This is a genomic window from Pseudomonas sp. XK-1, assembly GCF_038069885.1.
In the GTDB taxonomy this organism is placed as follows: Bacteria; Pseudomonadota; Gammaproteobacteria; order Pseudomonadales; family Pseudomonadaceae; genus Aquipseudomonas.
Map to the genome: position 1 here is coordinate 1,055,283 of NZ_JBBPES010000001.1, position 20,972 is coordinate 1,076,254.

Annotated in this window: 22 protein-coding genes; 17 read left to right on the plus strand and 5 right to left on the minus strand. The window is 61.2% G+C overall.

What is annotated here, in order from left to right:
- Positions 1-7 precede the first annotated feature (7 nt).
- From hscB to WMW70_RS04755, 15 genes are all read left to right on the plus strand, one after another.
- On the plus strand, positions 8-529 hold the full coding sequence (hscB, locus tag WMW70_RS04685) for a co-chaperone HscB (RefSeq protein WP_341436325.1): 522 nt from the start codon (positions 8-10) through the stop codon (positions 527-529).
- Positions 530-580: 51 nt separating this feature from the next.
- Complete coding sequence (hscA, locus tag WMW70_RS04690) at positions 581-2,446, plus strand: Fe-S protein assembly chaperone HscA (protein WP_341436326.1); 1,866 nt, start codon at positions 581-583, stop codon at positions 2,444-2,446.
- 2 nt (positions 2,447-2,448) lie between these two features.
- Positions 2,449-2,790 (plus strand): ISC system 2Fe-2S type ferredoxin, encoded by a 342-nt coding sequence (gene fdx / locus WMW70_RS04695; protein WP_341436327.1) that lies wholly within the window; start codon positions 2,449-2,451, stop codon positions 2,788-2,790.
- A gap of 14 nt (positions 2,791-2,804) precedes the next feature.
- Positions 2,805-3,005 (plus strand): Fe-S cluster assembly protein IscX, encoded by a 201-nt coding sequence (iscX, locus tag WMW70_RS04700; RefSeq protein ID WP_341436328.1) that lies wholly within the window; start codon positions 2,805-2,807, stop codon positions 3,003-3,005.
- Between the two features lie 94 nt (positions 3,006-3,099).
- On the plus strand, positions 3,100-3,531 hold the full coding sequence (gene ndk / locus WMW70_RS04705) for a nucleoside-diphosphate kinase (protein WP_090442892.1): 432 nt from the start codon (positions 3,100-3,102) through the stop codon (positions 3,529-3,531).
- 23 nt (positions 3,532-3,554) lie between these two features.
- The gene (rlmN, locus tag WMW70_RS04710; RefSeq protein ID WP_341436329.1) at positions 3,555-4,703 is read left to right on the plus strand and encodes a 23S rRNA (adenine(2503)-C(2))-methyltransferase RlmN; all 1,149 of its coding nucleotides are present in this window, start codon (positions 3,555-3,557) and stop codon (positions 4,701-4,703) included.
- A gap of 13 nt (positions 4,704-4,716) precedes the next feature.
- A complete protein-coding gene (pilW, locus tag WMW70_RS04715) occupies positions 4,717-5,475 on the plus strand; it encodes a type IV pilus biogenesis/stability protein PilW (protein WP_341436330.1) in 759 nt (252 codons plus the stop codon).
- Positions 5,475-6,464 (plus strand): RodZ family helix-turn-helix domain-containing protein, encoded by a 990-nt coding sequence (locus tag WMW70_RS04720; RefSeq protein WP_341436331.1) that lies wholly within the window; start codon positions 5,475-5,477, stop codon positions 6,462-6,464. Before pilW ends, WMW70_RS04720 begins: the two co-directional genes overlap by 1 nt.
- A 1-nt stretch (position 6,465) precedes the next feature.
- A complete protein-coding gene (gene ispG, locus WMW70_RS04725) occupies positions 6,466-7,575 on the plus strand; it encodes a flavodoxin-dependent (E)-4-hydroxy-3-methylbut-2-enyl-diphosphate synthase (RefSeq protein ID WP_341436332.1) in 1,110 nt (369 codons plus the stop codon).
- A gap of 18 nt (positions 7,576-7,593) precedes the next feature.
- The gene (gene hisS, locus WMW70_RS04730) at positions 7,594-8,883 is read left to right on the plus strand and encodes a histidine--tRNA ligase (protein ID WP_341436333.1); all 1,290 of its coding nucleotides are present in this window, start codon (positions 7,594-7,596) and stop codon (positions 8,881-8,883) included.
- A 100-nt stretch (positions 8,884-8,983) separates the two neighbouring features.
- Positions 8,984-9,565 carry a tetratricopeptide repeat protein gene (locus WMW70_RS04735; protein WP_341436558.1) on the plus strand — a complete coding sequence of 194 codons (582 nt, stop codon included), beginning with the start codon at positions 8,984-8,986 and terminating at the stop codon, positions 9,563-9,565.
- On the plus strand, positions 9,558-10,709 hold the full coding sequence (gene bamB / locus WMW70_RS04740) for an outer membrane protein assembly factor BamB (protein WP_341436559.1): 1,152 nt from the start codon (positions 9,558-9,560) through the stop codon (positions 10,707-10,709). Before WMW70_RS04735 ends, bamB begins: the two co-directional genes overlap by 8 nt.
- 126 nt (positions 10,710-10,835) lie before the next feature.
- Positions 10,836-12,308, plus strand: a complete 1,473-nt coding sequence (gene der / locus WMW70_RS04745; RefSeq protein ID WP_341436334.1) for a ribosome biogenesis GTPase Der — start codon at positions 10,836-10,838, stop codon at positions 12,306-12,308.
- Positions 12,309-12,440: 132 nt separating this feature from the next.
- The gene (locus WMW70_RS04750; RefSeq protein ID WP_341436335.1) at positions 12,441-13,589 is read left to right on the plus strand and encodes a pyridoxal phosphate-dependent aminotransferase; all 1,149 of its coding nucleotides are present in this window, start codon (positions 12,441-12,443) and stop codon (positions 13,587-13,589) included.
- Entirely contained in the window at positions 13,577-14,368 is a 792-nt protein-coding gene (locus WMW70_RS04755; protein WP_341436336.1) for an amidohydrolase, read from the plus strand. The genes WMW70_RS04750 and WMW70_RS04755 overlap by 13 nt, the downstream gene beginning before the upstream one ends.
- Here WMW70_RS04755 and WMW70_RS04760 read toward each other — a convergent pair.
- On the minus strand, positions 14,355-14,726 hold the full coding sequence (locus WMW70_RS04760; RefSeq protein WP_341436337.1) for a MerR family transcriptional regulator: 372 nt from the start codon (positions 14,724-14,726) through the stop codon (positions 14,355-14,357). The genes WMW70_RS04755 and WMW70_RS04760 overlap by 14 nt on opposite strands.
- Before the next feature lie 76 nt (positions 14,727-14,802).
- Here WMW70_RS04760 and WMW70_RS04765 point away from each other — a divergent pair, with 76 nt between their 5' ends.
- Entirely contained in the window at positions 14,803-15,861 is a 1,059-nt protein-coding gene (locus tag WMW70_RS04765; protein ID WP_341436338.1) for an SDR family oxidoreductase, read from the plus strand.
- A 99-nt stretch (positions 15,862-15,960) separates the two neighbouring features.
- On the opposite strand, the gene WMW70_RS04770 is transcribed toward WMW70_RS04765, so the two are convergent.
- Positions 15,961-17,061, minus strand: a complete 1,101-nt coding sequence (locus WMW70_RS04770; RefSeq protein WP_341436339.1) for an alkene reductase — start codon at positions 17,059-17,061, stop codon at positions 15,961-15,963.
- Positions 17,062-17,180: 119 nt separating this feature from the next.
- Between WMW70_RS04770 and WMW70_RS04775 the strand changes: the two genes are divergently transcribed.
- The gene (locus WMW70_RS04775) at positions 17,181-17,549 is read left to right on the plus strand and encodes a winged helix-turn-helix transcriptional regulator (RefSeq protein WP_445942098.1); all 369 of its coding nucleotides are present in this window, start codon (positions 17,181-17,183) and stop codon (positions 17,547-17,549) included.
- Positions 17,550-17,605: 56 nt separating this feature from the next.
- Here WMW70_RS04775 and leuA read toward each other — a convergent pair whose 3' ends face one another.
- The 3 genes from leuA to WMW70_RS04790 form a co-directional block, all read right to left on the minus strand.
- Positions 17,606-19,276 (minus strand): 2-isopropylmalate synthase, encoded by a 1,671-nt coding sequence (leuA, locus tag WMW70_RS04780; protein ID WP_341436340.1) that lies wholly within the window; start codon positions 19,274-19,276, stop codon positions 17,606-17,608.
- A gap of 297 nt (positions 19,277-19,573) precedes the next feature.
- Positions 19,574-20,116, minus strand: coding sequence for a hydrolase (locus WMW70_RS04785; protein WP_341436341.1), 543 nt, complete (start codon positions 20,114-20,116; stop codon positions 19,574-19,576).
- Positions 20,117-20,130: 14 nt separating this feature from the next.
- A complete protein-coding gene (locus tag WMW70_RS04790) occupies positions 20,131-20,955 on the minus strand; it encodes a peptidoglycan DD-metalloendopeptidase family protein (protein WP_341436342.1) in 825 nt (274 codons plus the stop codon).
- Positions 20,956-20,972 lie beyond the last annotated feature (17 nt).

A 20,972-nucleotide genomic window follows, 5' to 3' on the forward strand; every position in this document is an offset into this window, starting at 1 on the left:
GGCCTGTGTGGGAAGTCCTTGTCATTTTGCCCTGTTTGATCTGCAGCCAAGTTTCCGCCTGGATCTTGATCAGCTAGCCGCGCGATACCGCGAGCTGGCGCGCAATGTCCATCCAGACCGGTTTGCCGATGCTTCCGAGCGTGAGCAGCGCCTGGCCCTTGAGCAGTCCGCCAGTCTCAACGAGGCCTATAGCACGCTCAAGAGCGCGCCGCAGCGTGCCCGTTACCTGCTGGCGCTGCGTGGACCCGAGCTGCCTCTGGAAGTGACGGTGCAGGACCCGGATTTCCTGCTGCAGCAGATGCAGTTGCGCGAAGAGCTGGAGGACTTGCACGACAGTGCAGATCTGGCCGGCGTCGCAGCGTTCAAGCGGCGTCTGAAGCAGGCTCAGGATGAGCTCAACGAAAGCTTTGCGGTTTGTTGGGATGATGCTGCACAGCGCGAGCAGGCCGAGCGTCTGATGCGTCGCATGCAGTTTCTCGACAAGCTTTCCCACGAGGTTCGCCAGCTGGAAGAGCGCCTCGACGATTAACGCGCGCGTGCCCACGAGGCGTGCCCGAGTCTAGATAAGCATTGATTAATCATGGCCCTACTGCAGATCGCTGAGCCCGGACAAAGCCCCCAGCCACACCAGCGCCGCCTGGCCGTGGGGATTGATCTGGGTACCACTAATTCGCTGGTCGCTGCTGTGCGCAGTGGTCTTTCCGAGCCGCTAGCCGATGCTGCCGGGCAGGTCATCCTGCCGTCTGCCGTGCGCTACCACGCGGAGCGTGTCGAGGTGGGTGAGGTCGCCAAGGCGGCGGCTTCCAGTGATCCGCTCAATACCGTGCTGTCGGTCAAGCGTCTGATGGGGCGCGGCCTGGCCGACGTCAAGCAGCTGGGTGAACAGTTGCCCTACCGCTTTGTTGGCGGTGAGTCGCATATGCCCTTTATCGACACCGTGCAGGGGCCGAAAAGCCCGGTCGAAGTGTCGGCCGATATTCTCAAGGTGCTGCGTCAGCGCGCCGAAGAGGCTCTGGGTGGTGAGCTGGTGGGTGCGGTAATCACCGTTCCAGCTTATTTCGACGATTCGCAGCGCCAGGCCACCAAGGATGCTGCGCGTCTGGCGGGCGTGAGTGTGTTGCGCCTGCTCAACGAGCCGACCGCCGCGGCGGTGGCCTATGGTCTGGATCAGCATGCCGAAGGTCTGGTGGCGATCTATGACCTGGGCGGCGGTACCTTCGATATTTCCATTCTGCGCCTGACCGGTGGCGTCTTCGAAGTGCTGGCCACCGGTGGCGATAGCGCCCTGGGCGGCGATGACTTCGATCACGCGATCGCCGGCTGGATGGTCGAGCAGGCCGGGGTTTCCTCGGACCTTGATCCGACGCAGCAGCGCCTTTTGCTGGAGGCCGCTTGCGCCGCGAAAGAAGCGCTGACCGACAGTGCCGAGGCGACTCTGGCCTATGGCGACTGGCAGGGCAGCCTGAGTCGTGGGCAGTTCGATAGCCTGATCGAACCCATGGTTGCACGCAGCCTCAAGGCCTGTCGTCGCGCCGTGCGTGATGCGCTGATCGAGCTGGAAGACATCAAGGCGGTGGTCATGGTCGGCGGTTCGACCCGGGTCCCGCGGGTGCGCGAGGCGGTGGCCGAGCTGTTTGGGCGTGAGCCACTGACCGATATCGACCCCGATCAGGTGGTCGCCATTGGCGCGGCGATTCAGGCCGATGCCCTGGCCGGCAATGCGCGTGGCGAGGGCGAGGAGTTGCTGCTGCTGGATGTAATCCCGCTGTCCCTCGGCCTGGAAACCATGGGTGGGCTGATGGAGAAGGTGATCCCGCGCAACACCACCATTCCGGTGGCGCGTGCCCAGGATTTCACCACCTATAAGGATGGCCAGACGGCCATGCTGATTCATGTGCTGCAGGGCGAACGTGAGCTGATCAGCGATTGCCGTTCCCTGGCGCGCTTCGAGTTGCGCGGTATCCCGCCGATGGTGGCGGGGGCGGCGAAGATTCGCGTGACCTTCCAGGTGGACGCCGACGGTCTGCTCAACGTATCGGCGCGGGAGTTGGTGTCGGGGGTGGAGGCGAGCATTCAGGTCAAGCCGTCCTACGGCCTGACCGATGGCGAAATCGCTCGCATGCTGCAGGACTCCTTCAAGAATGCTGGCGACGACAAGGTTGCCCGTGTGCTGCGTGAGCAGCAGGTGGATGCTCGGCGTCTGCTGGAAGCGGTCGAGGCTGCGTTGCTGGCCGATGGCGAGCGCCTGCTGGAAACCGATGAGCGCCTGGCCATCGAGGCGCAGATGCAGCAGTTGCGCGAACTCATGGCTGGCAGTGATGGCCTGGCCATCGAGCAGCAGACCAAGCGCCTGACCCAGGTGACTGATGCCTTTGCGGCACGTCGTCTGGATGCCACGGTCAAAGCCGCCCTGGCTGGCCGTAGTCTTAACGAGATTGAGGAATAAGCATGCCGCAGATCATCTTTCTGCCCCACGCCGTATTCTGCCCGGATGGGCTGGTCGTGGAGGCCGAGCCTGGCACCTCGATCCTCGATGTGGCGCATGAGCACCATATCGAGATCGAAAGCGCCTGTGGTGGCGTCTGTGCCTGCACCACCTGCCACTGCATCATTCGTGAGGGCTTTGAGTCGCTGAACGAAGCAGATGAGCTGGAGGAGGACCTGCTGGACAAGGCCTGGGGGCTGGAAGCGCAATCGCGTCTGTCCTGCCAGGCGATTGTTGGCGAGACGGATCTGACCGTCGAGATCCCGAAATACTCGCTTAACCACGCCGCTGAAGCGCCGCACTGATTCGAGAGGTTGTTATGAGCCTGAAATGGGTTGATGTGCTGGAAATCGCGATTCAGTTGGCTGAGGCCAAACCGGAGGTGGATCCGCGTTACGTAAATTTCGTCGATCTGCACAAGTGGGTTCTGGCTCTGCCGGAGTTCAGTGATGATCCACAGCGCGGCGGCGAAAAGGTACTTGAGGCCATTCAGGCGGCCTGGATCGAAGAGGCGGATTAGTCGGCCATTTGGCCTGCCCTACGCATTTAACCGGAACCCGCGTATAATTCGCGGGTTTAATTTTTCGCTTTAATCATTGTTTCTGGAGTTTCACATGGCTGTTCAACGCACTTTCTCCATCATCAAGCCCGATGCCGTTGCTAAAAACGTTATTGGCGAGATCACCACCCGTTTCGAAAAAGCCGGCCTGCGCGTCGTCGCTTCGAAGATGGTTCAGCTGTCCGAGCGTGAAGCCGCTGGTTTCTACGCCGAGCACAGCGAGCGTGGCTTCTTCAAGGATCTGGTTGCTTTCATGACCTCCGGTCCGGTTATCGTTCAGGTTCTGGAAGGCGAAGACGCCGTTCTGAAAAACCGCGAGCTGATGGGCGCAACCAACCCGAAAGAAGCGGCTGCCGGCACCATCCGTGCTGATTTCGCGGTTTCCATCGACGAGAACGCCGTACACGGTTCCGATTCCGAGGCTTCCGCCGCTCGCGAAATCGCTTATTTCTTCGCTGCCACCGAAGTTTGCGCACGCATTCGCTAAGCGAAACGTGCGAGGGTGAAGCCATGACTAACGCTGCCGGTAAAATCAATCTGCTGGGTCTGACCCAGGCAGAGATGGAACAGTTCTTCGAAAGTATCGGGGAGAAGCGTTTCCGTGCCGGTCAGATGATGAAGTGGATTCACCACTTTGGCGTCGATGATTTCGATGCCATGAGCAATGTCAGCAAGGTCTTGCGCGAAAAGCTCAAGGCCTGTGCTGAAATCCGCGGCCCTGAAGTGGTCAGCGAAGATATTTCCACCGATGGCACGCGCAAGTGGGTAGTGCGGGTGGCGTCGGGCAGTTGTGTGGAAACCGTGTATATCCCCCAGGGCTCGCGGGGCACCCTGTGTGTCTCCTCGCAAGCCGGCTGTGCGCTGGATTGCAGTTTCTGCTCGACTGGCAAGCAAGGCTTCAACAGCGATCTCTCCGCCGCCGAAGTGATTGGCCAGGTGTGGATCGCCAACAAGTCGTTCGGCAGTGTGCCGGCGAAAATCGACCGCGCCATCACCAACGTGGTGATGATGGGCATGGGCGAACCGCTGCTGAATTTCGACAACGTCGTTGCCGCCATGAAAATCATGATGGACGACCTCGGCTATGGCATTTCCAAGCGCAAGGTGACCCTGTCCACCTCCGGCGTGGTGCCGATGATCGACAAACTCGGCGAGGTGATCGACGTATCCCTGGCCCTGTCGCTGCATGCACCCAACGATGAGCTGCGCAACCAGCTGGTGCCGATCAACAAGAAGTACCCGCTGGAAATGCTGCTGGCGGCATGTAAGCGCTATGTCTCGCGCCTCGGTGAGAAACGTGTGCTTACAATCGAGTACACCCTGCTCAAGGATGTCAACGATAAACCCGAGCATGCTGAGGAAATGATCGCACTTCTCAAAAACGTGCCTTGCAAGATCAACCTGATTCCGTTTAATCCCTTCCCCCACTCGGGGTACGAGCGGCCGAGCAACAATGCCATTCGCCGTTTCCAGGACCTGCTGCACAAAGCCGGGCACAATGTCACCGTGCGCACCACCCGTGGTGAGGACATCGATGCCGCTTGTGGCCAGCTGGTTGGCCAGGTCATGGATCGTACCCGCCGGAGTGAGCGTTATATCGCTGTGCGTGAATTGAGTAGCGAGGCCGAAACGCCGAGTTCCGCCGCCAATCGAACTTGAGGGGAGGAAATCCATGACCTTGCGTCCTGCGCTGTTGCTGTTAATCGCCAGCCTTGTGGCTGGCTGTGTGTCGACGGGCAATGTCGACCCGATGAAGACCGACAAAGGCCGCGACGAGGCCCGCGATGCCTACACCCAGCTGGGCATAGGCTATCTGCAGGAAGGGGCGACGGAGCGCGCCAAGGTGCCGCTGAAAAAAGCCCTGGAACTCGACCCCTCCAGTGCCGATGCCCATGCTGTACTGGCGCTGGTGTTCCAGATCGAGATGGAGCCCAAGCTGGCGGATGAGCACTTTCGTAAAGCGCTGTCACAACGACCCGATGATGCGCGTTTGCTGAATAATTACGGCAGTTTCCTGTTCGAACAGAAGCGCTATCAGGAGGCTTTCGAGCGTTATCAGCAGGCGGCCCAGGACACCCTCTACCCCGAGCGCTCACGGGTTTTCGAGAACCTCGGTTTGACCGCGCTGATGCTCAAGCAGCGTGAGCAGGCCAAGGCCTATTTCGAGCGCTCGCTGCGCCTCAATAGCCGGCAGCCCCGCGCTCTGCTCGAAATGGCGATGATCTCCTATGAAGACAAGCAGTATGTACCGGCTCGCCGCTACTACGAGAGCTACAGCCAGCTGAGAGAGCAGGACGCACGCAGCCTGCTGCTGGGTACGCGTCTGGCGAGGATCTTCGAGGACCGTGACAATGCTGCGAGCCTGGGGCTGCAGTTGAGACGTCTTTATCCCGGTACGCCGGAATATCAGCAATACCTGTCGGAGCAATGATGAAAGCGGTGCATCCAGAAGTGCTAGCAGTTCCCCGTGTCAATCCGGGCGAGTCCTTGCGTAAGGCTCGCGAGGATCGTGGCTGGACGGTTTCTGAGGTGGCTGCCCAGCTTAATTTGACCCCGCAGCGACTGACGCAGATAGAGCAGGGTGCCTTCGACCAATTGCCTGGGCATACCTTTGCCCGGGGTTATGTGCGCGCCTACGGGAAACTGCTCGAAATCGATCAAAGCCGTCTGGTGCTGGAGTTCGATCAGTTCACCGGCAGCGATGCCGCTGGCAGCAGCGTACACAGCCTGGGTCGTATCGAAGAGCCCGTCAGTTATTCGCAGCACATCCTGCGTACCGTCAGTTTCGTATTGCTGCTGGCCCTGGCTGCGCTGGGCTTTTACTGGTGGCAGGAGCAGGCCGAGACAAAAGTCGATGACCTGGCCGTGGTCGGTATCGAGCAGATCGAGGTCGAGGGGGCCGACGGTACCACCCAGATTCATCAGTTCGACGAGCCGGAAGACCAGGCTGTGCTGGCCGCTCAGGCGGACGGCGAAGTCAGCCTGCCACTGCTCGCCGCCCCCGGCGAGGAGCAACCTGTGGCTGTCGTGCCAGCTGAGCCAGGCACCTCAGAAATCCCACTGCCAGCGGCCACCACGTCTGCTACCGCCCCTGCAGAGTCCACTGCCACTCAGGAAGAACCTGCTGCCAGTGCGCCGCAGCAAACGCCGGCCGCTACCCCGCCGGTTGCCGCTGGCGAGGCTCTGGTCAGCGTGACCTATGTCGCCGATTGCTGGACCCAATTGACCGATGCCACCGGCAAGGTGCTGTTCAGTGCCTTGAAGCGCAAGGGCGAAACCCTTGAGCTGGCCGGCAAGCCGCCATTCGAGCTGCGTCTGGGCTTCGCCCGCGGTGCCCAGGTGAGCTACAACGGCCAGGCGGTCGATGTAGCGCCCTTCGTCTCGGGTGAAACGGCGCGCCTCAAGTTGGGTGGTATCTGACATGCACGGGGAGTCGCCGATCAAGCGTCGCCTGACGCGCAAAATATGGGTAGGTTCGGTTCCGGTGGGCGGCGATGCGCCTATCGCCGTGCAGAGCATGACCAACAGCGACACCAATGATGTGGCCGCCACCGTGGCGCAGATTCGTCGCCTGGAAGATGCCGGCGCAGACATCGTGCGGGTCTCGGTGCCGGATATGGATGCCGCCGAAGCCTTCGGCCGAATCAAGCAGCAGGTGCGTGTGCCGCTGGTGGCCGATATCCACTTCGACTACCAGATCGCCCTGCGCGTAGCCGAACTCGGCGTCGACTGCCTGCGTATCAACCCGGGCAATATCGGTCGTGAAGACCGCGTGCGCGCCGTGGTGGAAGCCGCCCGTGATCGTGGCATCCCGATCCGTATTGGCGTCAATGCCGGTTCTCTGGAAAAAGACCTGCAGAAGAAATACGGCGAGCCGACGCCTGCCGCCCTGGTTGAATCGGCGCTGCGCCATGTCGAGCACCTCGATCGGCTGAATTTCCCCGACTTCAAGGTCAGCGTCAAAGCCTCCGATGTGTTTATGGCGGTGGAGGCCTATCGGCTGTTGTCCAAACAGATCGAGCAACCCCTGCACCTGGGCATTACCGAGGCCGGCGGCCTGCGCTCCGGCACGGTTAAGTCGGCGGTGGGGCTGGGCATGCTGCTGGCCGAGGGTATCGGCGATACCATCCGTATCTCCCTGGCCGCCGATCCGGTGGAAGAGGTCAAGGTCGGTTTCGATATCCTCAAGTCGCTGCGCCTGCGCTCGCGGGGCATCAACTTTATCGCCTGCCCAAGCTGCTCGCGGCAGAACTTCGATGTGGTCAAGACCATGAACGAGCTGGAGCAGCGCGTCGAAGACCTACTGGTACCGCTGGATGTGGCGGTGATCGGCTGTGTGGTCAACGGCCCGGGCGAAGCCAAGGAAGCCCATATCGGCCTGACCGGCGGCTCGCCGAATCTGATCTATATCGATGGCAAGCCCGCGCACAAGCTTGGTAATGACAACCTGGTGGATGAGCTGGAAAAGCTGATCCGCCAGAAAGCGGCCGACAAGGTCGCTGCTGACGCCGCACTTATCGCGCGCAGCTGACACTCTTAAGGAATTGAAGTGAGCAAGTCCCTGCAAGCCATCCGTGGCATGAACGATATCCTCCCCGAACAGACCCCGCTCTGGCGTTACTTCGAAGGCACAGTGGCCAATTTGCTGGATGGCTACGGCTACCGGCAGATCCGTATGCCCATCGTCGAATTCACCGAGCTGTTCAAGCGTTCCATCGGCGAAGTCACCGATATCGTCGAAAAGGAGATGTACACCTTCGACGACCGCAATGGCGACTCCCTGACCCTGCGTCCGGAAGGTACCGCCGCCTGCGTGCGTGCCGTGCTCGAACACGGCTTGGCCGGTGGTGGGCAGACCCAGAAACTCTGGTATATCGGCCCGATGTTCCGTCACGAGCGTCCGCAGAAAGGCCGCTACCGTCAGTTCCACCAGATCGGTGTGGAAGTCTTCAATATCGACGGCCCGGATATCGATGCCGAGCTGATTATCCTGACCTGGCGCCTTTGGGGCCTGCTCGGTATCCGCGAGGCGGTCAAGCTTGAACTCAACAGCCTCGGCACCAGCGCTTCGCGGGCGGTGTATCGCGAGGCTCTGGTCGAATTTCTGACTGCCCATGCCGAGCAGCTGGATGAAGACAGCCGCCGCCGCATGACCAGCAACCCACTGCGCGTGCTCGACAGCAAATCGCCGGAAACTCAGGCGCTGTTGGCCGATGCGCCGAAGATGGCCGATTACCTGGATGAGGAGTCGCGGGTGCATTTCGAGGGGCTGAAAGCCCGCCTGGACGCTGCCGGTGTGCCCTATGTGATCAACCCCAAGCTGGTCCGCGGCCTGGATTACTACAGCAAGACGGTGTTCGAGTGGGTCACCGATCAACTCGGTTCCCAGGGCACGGTCTGCGCCGGTGGCCGTTACGATGGCCTGGTCGAGCAGATGGGCGGCAAACCCACCCCCGGCGTAGGTTTTGCCATGGGCATCGAACGTTTGGTGCTGTTGCTCGAAACTCTAGGTAAAGTACCGGCTGAAATCGCCCGTACGGTTGATATTTACCTGTGCGCCTTCGGCGAGCCTGCCGAATTGGCGGCGCTGGCCTTGAGCGAGCGTTTGCGCGACGAACTGCCGAACCTGCGTCTGCAGGTCAATGCCGGGGCCGGCAGCTTCAAGAGTCAGTTCAAGAAGGCCGACAAGAGTGGTGCGCTGTACGCCCTGATCTTGGGTGAAGACGAATTGGCCCAGCAAGTGGTAGGTTGCAAGCCGCTGCGCGGTCAGGGTGAACAACAAAGTATTGCGTGGTCGGCATTGGCCGACCATCTGGCGACCTGCGCCGATCAGGCCTGAGCGCCTGTTAAGTGATTTAGCGAATAGGAGTGTTGGGGTGGTTTCGCGTACTGATGATGAAGAACTGGCGGTAATCAAGGACTGGTGGCAGCGCAATGGCATGCCATTGCTCACGGGCGTTGCATTGGCCCTGGTCGCCGTCTTCGGCTGGCAGGGCTGGCAGAAGTACCAGGCCAACCAGTCTCATGGCGCTTCGCTGGTTTATCAGCAACTGCTTGAAGCAGCGCTGGATCCAAGCGGCCAGCCGGATGCGGGCAAGGTGGCCGAACTGGCTCACACACTGAAAAACGATTATGCCGGTTCCCACTACGCCCAGTACGGCAGCCTGTTCGTTGCCAAGGTGGCGGTCGAGGCGGGCAAGCTGGATGACGCTGCTAGCGAGCTGCAGGCGATCGTCGACAAGCCTGCCGATGACAGCTTGGCCGAGTTGGCCCGTCAGCGTCTGGCCCGGGTACTGGCTGCCCAGGACAAGGCCGAGGCTGCGCTCAAGCTACTGGATGGCAAGGTCGAGCCGGCATTTGCCGCCAGCCGCGAAGAACTCAAGGGCGATCTGCTGGTTCAGCTCGGCCGTAACGACGATGCCTATGCCGCTTACGAGAAGGCCAAGGCCGCTCTGGCGGAGGATGCCGCCGTCGGTGGTTTGCAAATGAAGCTCGATGATCTGGCAAAAGGGGATGCGTGACGTGATGCGCTGGAAGAATGCCGCACTGCTGGCCCTGGCCTTTATGGCCGTAGGTTGCAGCAGCAACAGTAAGAAGGAACTTCCCCCAGCCGAGCTGCCGAAGTTCGAACGTGAAGTGCAGCTGAACAAGGAATGGAGCCGTTCGATCGGCGCAGGCCAGGGCGAAACCTTCAATATGCTGGTACCTGCCATCGAAGGTGAGCGCATTTATGCGGCTGACGTCGAAGGCCTGGTCATGTCGCTGGATCGCATGAACGGCAAGGTGATCTGGAAGACCGACCTGGAACTGCCGGTTTCCGGTGCCGTTGCCGTCGGCTATGGCCTGGTGGTGGTCGGGACCCTGAAAGGCGAGATTATCGCCCTCGACACCGACAGTGGTGAAGAGAAGTGGCGTGCCCGGGTCACCAGCGAAGTGCTGTCCGCCCCGGCCCTCAACGGTGACGTGGTGCTGGTACAGACCCAGGACGACCGTCTGATTGCCCTGGATATGGACACCGGTAGCCAGCGCTGGATCTTCGAAAACACCCCGGCCGTACTGACCCTGCGCGGCACCGGCAGCCCGGTGCTGACCAACCGTCTGGCGATTGCCGGCCTGTCCAGCGGCAAGGTGATTGCGCTGGATGCGCAGCGCGGTATTCCGGTCTGGGAGCAGCGCGTGGCGATTCCCCAGGGGCGTTCCGAACTGGAGCGCGTGGTGGATATCGACGGTGGCTTGCTGCTGTCCGGCGGCACCCTGTATGCCGTCAGCTATCAGGGCCGTGTGGCGGCGCTGGAACTGGAGAGCGGACGCATCCTCTGGCAGCGCGAAGCCTCCAGCTCGGTCGGCGTGGCCCAGGGTTTCGGCAACGTATACGTCAGCCTGGCCAGCGGCACCGTGGAAGGTATCGACGAGCGTTCGGCGTCGGCACTGTGGAGCAACGATGCCCTGGCCCGTCGCCAGCTGTCGGCCCCGGAAGTGTTTTCCAGCTATGTGGCCTTCGGCGACCTGGACGGTTACCTGCACCTGATCAGCCAGGTGGATGGCCGTTTTGTCGGTCGTGAGCGTATCGACAGCGATGGTCTGCGTGCCCGTCCGCTGGTGGTGGGCGACTGGCTGTATGCCTTCGGCAATGGTGGCAAGCTGGTCGCATTGACCATCAAGTGACCATTCGCTAAGGCCTTGGCTATGCTGCACAGCACCCGTGCTGTGTAGCCTGGCCGACGCAAGAATTCCGGCCGCTGCCCATGCAGCGGCTTTTGTATTTTCTGAAATAACGAAGTGGAGAGCCTAATGGTTCCCGTAATTGCCCTGGTGGGCCGCCCTAACGTCGGCAAGTCCACCCTGTTTAACCGCTTGACCAAGTCCCGTGACGCGATTGTCGGCGACCTGTCTGGTCTGACCCGAGATCGCCAGTACGGCGAGGCCAAGTGGCAGGGGCGCACCTATATTGTGATCGACACCGGCGGTATTTCCGGTGACGAAGAAGGTATCGACGCGAAGATGGCCGAGCAGTCGCTGCAGGCCATCGAAGAGGCCGATGCCGTGCTGTTCCTGGTGGACGCCCGCGCCGGGCTGTCCGCCTCCGATCAGATGATCGGCGAGCACCTGCGTCGGCGTAACAAGCGCAGCTTCCTGGTCATCAACAAGGTCGACAATATCGACGCCGACCTGGCCCGCGCCGAGTTCTCCAGCATGGGTATGGGCGAGTCCCTGGCGATTGCCGGTGCTCACGGTCGCGGCATCACCCAGATGCTCGAAGCCGTGCTGGGCTCCTTCCCCAAGGATGCCACCGAGCCGGAAGAGGGCGAGGAAGAGGAAATTGTTCTCGAAGGTCAGGAAGCCAAGCGCATTCCCGGCCCGAGCGAGAAGGACGGCATCAAGCTGGCGATCATCGGCCGGCCTAACGTTGGCAAGTCGACTCTGGTTAACCGTATGCTCGGCGAAGACCGGGTGATCGTCTATGACCAGCCCGGTACTACCCGCGACAGTATCTATATCCCGTTCGAGCGCGATGATGAGAAGTACACCCTGATCGACACCGCCGGCGTGCGTCGTCGCGGCAAGATCTTCGAAGCGGTGGAAAAGTTCTCGGTGGTGAAAACCCTGCAGGCGATTCAGGACTCCAACGTCGTGGTGTTCGTCATGGACGCTCGCGAAGGTGTGGTCGACCATGACCTCAACCTGCTGGGCTTCGTCCTGGAAAGCGGCCGCGCTCTGGTCATTGCCCTGAACAAATGGGACGGCATGGAACCGAGCGAGCGCGACTATGTGAAGGTCGAACTGCAACGCCGGCTGTTCTTCGTCGACTTCGCCGATATCCACTTTATTTCGGCGCTGCACGGCACCGGCGTGGGCAACCTGTACAAGTCGGTGCAGGCCTCGTTCAAGTCGGCGATCACCCGCTGGCCGACCAACCGTCTGACCACGATTCTTGAAGATGCCGTCAGCGATCATGCACCGCCCATGGTCAACAACCGCCGCATCAAGTTGCGCTATGCCCACCTGGGGGGGGCCAACCCGCCGCTGATCGTGATTCACGGCAACCAGGTCGAGGCGGTGCCCAAGTCCTATATCCGCTACCTGGAAAACACCTACCGCCGCGTGCTCAAGCTGGTCGGTACGCCGATCCGTATCGAGTTCAAGGGCGGCGATAACCCCTATGAGGGCAACAAGAACACCCTCACCGATCGTCAGGTGAACAAGAAGCGCCGCCTGATGAGTCACCACAAGAAGGCCGAGAAGAAGCGCAAAGACAAGCGCTAAGCCCTGGAGTTATTTCCAACTTTAACGCTCTATAAAGGCACCTTCGGGTGCCTTTTGCCTTTCTGGGCGTTGGGCTATCCTGCGCCATCAATAGCGTTCAAGCCCGGCGCTTGGTCCAGGAATATTGCCTCGATGCTTATCAGCAAACTGCCGAACGTCGGCACCACCATCTTTACCCGCATGTCGCAGCTCGCCGTGGAAGCCGGTGCGCTCAACCTGTCCCAGGGCTTCCCGGATTTCGACGGTCCGCAGGCCCTGCGCGATGCGGTTGGCCGGCATATTGCCGCTGGGCATAACCAGTACGCGCCGATGACCGGCTTGCCGGCACTGCGTGAGCAAGTCGCGGCGAAGATCGCCCGCAATTATGGCCGTGTGGTCAGCGCCGACAGCGAGATCACCATCACCCCGGGTGCCACCCAGGCGATCTTCTGTGCGATTCAGGCGCTGATTCAGCCAGGCGATGAGGTCATCGTCTTCGATCCCTGCTACGACAGCTACGAGCCCTCGGTCGAGCTGGCCGGCGGGCGCTGCGTGCATGTGCCGCTGGCGTTGCCGGATTTCAGCATCGACTGGCAGCGCCTGGGCGAAGCGCTGAGCGACAAGACCCGCCTGATCATCCTCAACAGTCCGCACAATCCTAGCGGGGCATTAATTTCGCGCGCCGAGCTGGACCAGCTGGCGGCGTTGATCCGCGAGCGCGATATTTACCTGATCAGCGACGAGGTCTACGAGCACCTGGTGTTCGATGGCATCCAGCACGCCAGCGTTCTGGCCCATGACGAGTTGTATCAGCGTGCCTTTGTGGTCAGTTCGTTCGGCAAGACCTATCACGTCACCGGCTGGAAAACCGGCTATGTGGTAGCACCGCCGTCCTTGAGCGCCGAACTGCGCAAGGTTCATCAGTACGTCAGCTTCTGCGGCGTTACCCCGCTGCAGTGGGCCCTGGCAGATTATATGGCCGAGCATCCCGAGCACGTCGAAGAGCTGCCGGCGTTCTACCAGGCCAAACGCGATCTGTTCTGTGACCTGCTGGCCGGCTCGCGCTTTACCTTCACCCGCGCTGCTGGCACCTATTTCCAGCTGGTCGATTACTCGGCTATCCGCCCTGAGCTGGATGATCTGGCCATGGCCGAATGGCTGACCCGCGAACATGGCGTGGCGGCGATTCCGGTATCGGTGTTCTACCAGACACCACCCGAGGACTTGCGCCTGGTGCGCTTCTGCTTCGCCAAGCGCGAAGACACCCTGCGTCAGGCGGCGGAAAAACTATGCGCGATTTAAACCAATTGGCCGACCTCGAGCTGGCCTTGATTCAGACCGAGTTGGCCTGGCAGGACCCCGCGGCCAATCGTGCGCATTTCGAGCCCCTGCTGGAGCAGGCGCGTGGTGCCGATCTGGTCGTGCTGCCGGAGATGTTCAGCACCGGATTTTCCATGGATTCCGCCGCCCTGGCCGAACCCGAGGACGGTCCGACCAGCCAGTGGCTGCGCGAGCAGGCCCAGGCCCTGCAGGCTGTCGTCACCGGCAGCTTGATTATCCAGGCCGCCGATGGCTCCTACCGCAACCGTCTACTCTGGGCGCGGCCGGATGGCACTGTCGCGCATTACGACAAGCGCCATCTGTTTCGCATGGCCGGCGAGCACAAGCACTACAGCGCGGGTGAGCAACAGGTGCTGCTGGAGGTCAACGGCTGGCAGGTGCGCCCGCTGATCTGCTACGACCTGCGCTTCCCGGTATGGAGCCGTGACCCTCTGGACACCGATCTGCTGCTCTACACCGCCAACTGGCCGGCGGCGCGGCGCACTCACTGGAATCGTCTGCTGCCGGCCCGGGCCATCGAAAACCTCTGTTATGTCGCGGCGGTCAACCGCATCGGCGAGGACGGCAAGGGCTATGCCTATAGCGGCGACAGCCAGGTACTGGATTTTCAGGGGGAGCCACTGCTTGCGTCTGGGGCGGCGGCCGGTGTGTTTCGAGTATCTCTCAAGGCGGCGGAGCTGGTGGCTTATCGGCAGCGCTTTCCGGCCCACCTGGATGCCGACAGCTTTAGCCTGATCTAGCCGCTTGCTCGGCGGCGCTGGCTTCAAGGCGCAGTTTCTCGCTGCGCAGAAAGTCGCGCAGCTGCTGCAGGTCGGCAAGTTTGTGCTCCACCTCGGCCAGCTTGCGGCTGACCAGCTCCGCGCCCTGGGCGCAGTCGAGCTGTTGCTCGCGTCTGGCCTTGAGGATTTCGCCGATCTCGCCCAAGGAAAAGCCCATGCTCTGGGCCTGCTGGATAAAACCCAGATCGCCCAAGGTCTGCGGGCTGTATTCGCGGTAATTGTTGTCACGGCGCAGGGCGCTGATCAGCCCCAGGCTTTCGTAATAGCGCAAGGTGTGACGGCTGGCACCGCTGCGTTTTTCCAGTTCGCCTATGCGCATGAAGATCTCGCTTGACTGTAGAGTGTGCTCGACAGTTTAGCCTGCTTGGGTCATCAACGACTCAAGAGGATTGGCGATGAATCAGCCATGTTTTGTCACCGGCGGCAGCGGTTTTATCGGTCAGCATTTAGTTGCGCTACTGACCCGTAAGGGGCACCCCGTCACTGTGCTGATGCGTCAGCCACAAGCCCTGCCGGCCTTGCGCGCGCAGATTGAGCAATTGGGCGGCCGCGGAAAGCTGCTGGCGGCGTTGGCTGGTGATCTGGGGCGGGCTGATCTGGGCCTGGATGCCGCGGCCCGGGAGCAGGTGCGTCAGGCTGCCGTGGTGTTCCACCTGGGCGCGCAGTTCGCCTGGGGGCTGGCTGCCGAGCAGGCGCGCCGGGTCAATGTCGAGGGCGCGTTGGCGGTGGCCGAGCTGGCGGCCAGCCGGGGCAGTCGCTTGCTGATGGTGGGCGGTTTTATGCTGGCCAACCATGGGCATCTACGGCTTATTGGCATTGATCTGCAACGGCCCGAGCGCACCGACTGGGACAAGGTCTATCAACGCACCGGGGCCTATGAGGGCAGTAAGCTGGAGGCGCATTTCCGCGTGTGCGCACGTATGGCTGAGTTGCAGGCACCACTGACGGTGGTGCACCCGGCTACTGTCTGTGGTCATAGCCGCAGCGGGCACATTCTGCCGGCGCAGCCGTTGGCTGGGCTGATCGGCAATCTGGCGGGTGGACGGCTTGGGGCAATACCGGGCTCGACAGCGCATTGGCTGCCGCTGGTCAGTGTCGATTTTCTCGCTGAGTTGATCGTGGCTGCGGCCTTTGATGAGCAGCAGGTCGGGCAGGAGATTTTGGCGTTGGATGCACGCACGCCAAATTTGCTCGGCATGCTGCAGCCACTGGCCCAGGTACTGGGCGTGCGTGCGCCAAAGCATCATGTGCCGATACCTGTGTTGCGTGTGCTACTGAGCATTCCGGGCTTGCCACGGTTGTTGCGCACCGATGCCGAGTCACTGGATTTTATCCAGACCGCCCGGTTTGATACGGCTGCGACAGAGGCGTTGGCCCAGCGCCATGGGTTGACCTGGCCAGATATGACAGAGGCTTTGCGGATGACCGCGCGTTATTTAGCAGCTGCGCCGTAAGCCGCTGAAGACTCTGCGCCTGGGCGTACGCGGTGGATAGGCTTGCATCGATCAACAAAACGCCGGGCTACGCCCGGCGTTTTGTTGCAACAGCGCTGCTTAGCTCAGGGTTGGATAATCGGTGTAACCCTCGGCTCCGCCGCCATAAAGGGTGTTGCCGTCCAGTGGGTTGAGTTCTGCGCCGGCTTTAAAGCGCGCCAGCAGGTCTGGGTTGGCGATATAGGGGCGGCCGTAGGCGACTAGGTCAGCCAGGTTGTTGGCGATGGCCTGCTCACCGCTTTCTGCTGTCTGCCCACCCGCAATAATCAGCGTGCCCTTATAAATGTCGCGAAGGGCGCGCAGCAGATCATCAAAACCCTCGAAGGTGCCTCCCAGCCAATCCGGACGGTTGACGTGCAGGTAGGCCAGGTTGCGGCTATTGAGTTGGCTGACCAGATAGCTGAAGGTCTCCAGCGGATTGGCATCGTGCACATCGCCAAACGTACCCATGGGCGAAATACGGATGCCTACCTTGCGGCTGTCACCGACTGCAGCAACGGTAGCGTCGAGTACTTCAAGTACAAAGCGGGCGCGATTTTCCACCGAGCCGCCATAGGCATCGCTGCGCTGGTTGCTGTTGGAGCAGAGGAACTGATCCAGCAGGTAGCCGTTAGCAGCATGCACTTCAACACCATCGAAACCGGCCTTGATGGCGTTTTCACTGCCGTGGGCGTAAGCGGTTACAACACCAGGCAGTTCATCCAATTCCAGTGCGCGTGGCATGGCAGTGGCAGCCTTGTGGTGGCTGCCGTCTGCCTCTACGACATAGCATTCGGCCTTAGCCTGAATGGCCGAGGGTGCCACCGGATCAGCGCCATTCGGTTGCAGTAGCGGGTGAGAGATACGGCCCACGTGCCATAGCTGCAGGAATATACGACCGCCGGCCTGATGCACCGCCTGGGTAACCTGCTGCCACCCGGCCACTTGGGCGTCGCTGTGAATGCCAGGGGTCCAGGCATAGCCCTGACCTTCGGGGCACACCTGGCTGGCTTCACTGATAATCAGACCTGCATTAGCGCGTTGGGCGTAGTAGCGGGCATTTAACTCGCCTGGGACATTGCCCGGCAGGCTGCGCTGACGCGTCAGGGGTGCCATCACCAGGCGGTTGGGTAGCGCCAAAGCGCCCAGTTGCAGTGGTGCCAGCAGGTGTTTAATCGTCATAAAGTCTCCATCAAGGTCGCCTAAAGGCCGTTATAAGCCATGACAGCCATTATGCGCGTGGCAATCTTTTTTGGAAGTACGTACGATAAAGGAGGTAACTTACTTAAAGGTAACTATTGATGGCTGAACAGCAATCTGAGCCGGTAGAAAACAAATGCCTGATGCAGGGCAATAAGCTCTACAGCACACCAATGGATGTCACCTTGGAAGTTATTGGTGGCAAGTGGAAGGCTCTGCTGGTGTACCGACTGCTTAATGGTCCGTTGCGCTTTTCCGAACTAAAGCGCCTGGTGCCGGACATCACCGAGAAGATGCTGACCCAGCAGTTGCGCGAACTGGAGCGTGTTGGCGTACTGACCCGCACGGTATTTGCCGAGGTGCCGCCGCGAGTGGAGTATTGCGTGACTGAACATGGCGCTACCTTGCAGCCGGTGCTGGCCGCCATGTGTGAATGGGGGCGCAGCCATTGGCAGCAGCAGGGCGAATGAGGCGGGTTGGCGATGCAGACCGCTATCGGACATGGCTCGATAGCGGTCTGCGCCATTTAGGCGGCTTGTTCTGCCGCTTGGCCGAGGGCGCGATTGAGGGCGCTGAATAGCGCACGGAAGCTGGCGGTAGTCAGGTTTTCATCGATACCAACACCATGCAGGGCGCGGCCGCCGTTAACCCGCAGTTCGATATAGGCCGCCGCCTTGGCGTTGGTGCCGGCACCGATGGCGTGCTCGCTGTAGTCCATGATCTCCACGGCCACCGGCAGGCCGGCGACCAGGGCTTCCAACGGGCCCTTGCCGATACCGCGCCAGTGCTGGGTTTCGCCGGCATTGATGATCTCGACATCGACCGCGCTGGTGCCGTTCTCTTCCTGCAGGCGATGGCCTTTCAGCGCATAGGGAATAGTGGCTTGCAGGTACTCGCGCTCCAGCAGTTGGTAGATCTGCGCGGCGCTCATTTCCAGACCGAGGCGGTCGGTTTCCTTCTGCACCACCTGGCTGAACTCGATCTGCATACGGCGCGGCAGGTTGATGCCGTATTCCTGCTCCAGCAGGAAGGTGATGCCGCCCTTGCCGGATTGGCTGTTGACGCGGATTACCGCCTCGTAGTCGCGGCCGATATCGGCCGGGTCGATCGGCAGGTAGGGCACTTCCCACACGGCGTCAGCCTGCTGCTGGGCGAAGCCCTTGCGGATCGCATCCTGGTGCGAGCCGGAGAAGGCGGTATGCACCAGGTCGCCGACGTACGGATGGCGCGGGTGCACGGGGATCTGGTTGCAGTCCTCGACCACCTTGCGCACGGTGTCGATATCGGAGAAGTCCAGTTGCGGGTCGACGCCCTGTGTGTAGAGGTTCAGCGCCAGGGTCACCAGGCAGACATTGCCGGTGCGCTCGCCGTTGCCGAACAGACAGCCTTCGACGCGATCCGCGCCGGCCATGACGGCCAACTCGGAGGCAGCCACGCCGGTGCCACGGTCGTTATGGGTGTGCACGCTGATCAGCACGCTGTCGCGACGGTCGATATGGCGACCGAACCATTCGATCTGATCGGCGTAGTTGTTCGGCGTGGCGCACTCGATGGTCGCCGGCAAATTGAGGATCAGCTTGTTCGCCTGGGTCGGCTGGAACACCCCGATCACCGCGTTGCACACCTCGACGGCGAAGTCGATTTCGGTAGAGCTGAACACCTCCGGCGAATACTCGAAGCCCCAGCGGGTCTCGGGCGCAGCGTCGGCCAGGCGTTTGATGGTCTTGCCGGCGGCCACGGCGATGGCTTTGACACCAGCCTTGTCCTGGTTGAAGACGATCTTGCGAAAGCTCGGCGCGCAGGCGTTGTAGTAGTGAACGATGGCGCGCTTGGCACCCTTGAGCGACTCGAAGGTGCGTTCGATCAGGTCGTCACGTGCCTGGGTCAGCACCTGAATGGTCACGTCATCGGGGATATGGCCACCTTCGATCAGCTCGCGGACGAAGTCGAAATCGGTCTGCGAGGCGGACGGAAAGCCCACTTCGATTTCCTTCAGACCCACGGCCAGCAGACACTTGAAGAAGCGCATCTTCTTCTCGGCATCCATCGGCTCGATCAGCGACTGGTTGCCATCGCGCAGGTCGGTGGACAGCCAGATCGGTGCCTTGTCGATGATCTTGTCCGGCCAGGTGCGGTCTGGAATCCGGATCTGGGTGAACGGACGGTATTTGCTGGACGGGTCTTTAAGCATGCTCATGGGGCAATCCTTTTAGCGCGGCGGCAATCGGCGAACCGGGCGAATCTGAAAAATAGGGCAGGGCGTGGGCGTAAGAATTAGCCACGCAGTCGCTGGCTGACCAAGCAGAGGTTGGCGTGTTGGCGCAGCAGGATAAGAGTGTGATGGGTATTCATGGCGTCAACCCTAACCAGCGAGGGTAAAGCGTGCAAGCATGTTGAGAAAATTGGTGATAAATAGCGCTATGTGTGGATGGTTGCGATTTTATAGCGCTGCAGCGTGCGGCTTTTACCGTGGATTGCGCGGCCTATAGCGCTGCTAGCGGATAAATTCCCGGCTGATGCTGCGAAACAATTCGCTGCCGGCCTGCTCCAACCATTCGAAAGCAACCATTTCCCGCGAGACGATCACTGCGCCTGCTTGCTGCATGCGCTGCAGCGCCAGTTGCTTGTCGGCTGGCTTGCGCGAGCCCACGGCCTCGGCCACGACAAACACGGCGAGGCCTTGCTCCAGCAGGTCGAGCACGGTCTGCAGCACGCAGACATGGGCTTCGCTGCCGCACACGATGAATTGTTGCCGCTCGCCGCCCGGGCGTTGCAGCAGCTCGCCCTCGCTGACAGCGGAGAAGTGCAGTTTCTCTACAATCGCCTCGGGCGCGTGCCCGGCGCGCAGCGAGGCAATGGTCGGCCCCAGGCCCTTGCTGTATTGCTCGGTGAGCAGCACAGGTACGCCGATACGCTGCGCCACCTGCTGCAGCCACAGGCTATTGGCGGCCAGCTCGGCATGCCCGGCGATGGCGGGGAACAAGCGCTCCTGAATATCGATAATCAGCAGGCAGGATTCTTGGGCGCGGATACGCATGGTGGTGCTCCTGTTCAGGGTTTGAAGGCACCGATAAAGATCGCTGGATCGACCCGGGCATCGTTCAGGCTGACATTCCAGTGCAGGTGCGGCCCGGTGGCGCGGCCGGTGGCCCCGACCTTGCCGAGCACGCCGCCACGGGGAATTTCATCACCGACTTTTACGCCGATGGCCGAGAGGTGGCAGAACATGCTGATCAGGCCCTGGCCGTGGTCGACAAACACCGTCTTGCCGTTAAAGAAATAGTCGCCAATCAGGATCACCTTACCCGCGGCAGGTGCCTTGATCGGCGTGCCGCTATTGGCCGCGAAGTCCAGCCCCGAGTGCGGGTTGCGCTCCTCACCGTTGAAGAAACGGCGCAGGCCGAAGGGGCTGGACAGCGGGCCGTTGACTGGCCTGTCGAACAGCAGATTGCTCGGCTGACGAGGGCTGAACTGCTGATAGGCGCGGGTCTGTTCGGCCAGTTCGCGCTCGATGCGCGCAAGGTTCTTGGCGTTCGGGTTGACCTGCTGTTGATTCTTGATAGTGATGCGCTGCTCGACGTAATGCTTGCTGCCGACCTGAAAGCTCAGGGTCTGGCTGCCGTTGACGCTGATCTGTTGGCTGCCCGGCTTGATGCTGAGCGGGATGCCGACGATGGCGATCCAGCGTTGCTGATCTTCATGGATAACCAGCACGGGTTTGCTCTGGTAGCGCACGCTGGGCGCGCTGGCGGCCGGCCCCAGATCGACTACCGCCACGCCGCCCGGTACGGGCTTATTCAGTAGCCGGCTGATAAAGCCTTCGGCGTGGACGGGCAGGGCGAGGCAGAACAGGGTGATAAGCGTGAACAGGCGCATTGAATATCCGTAGGGTG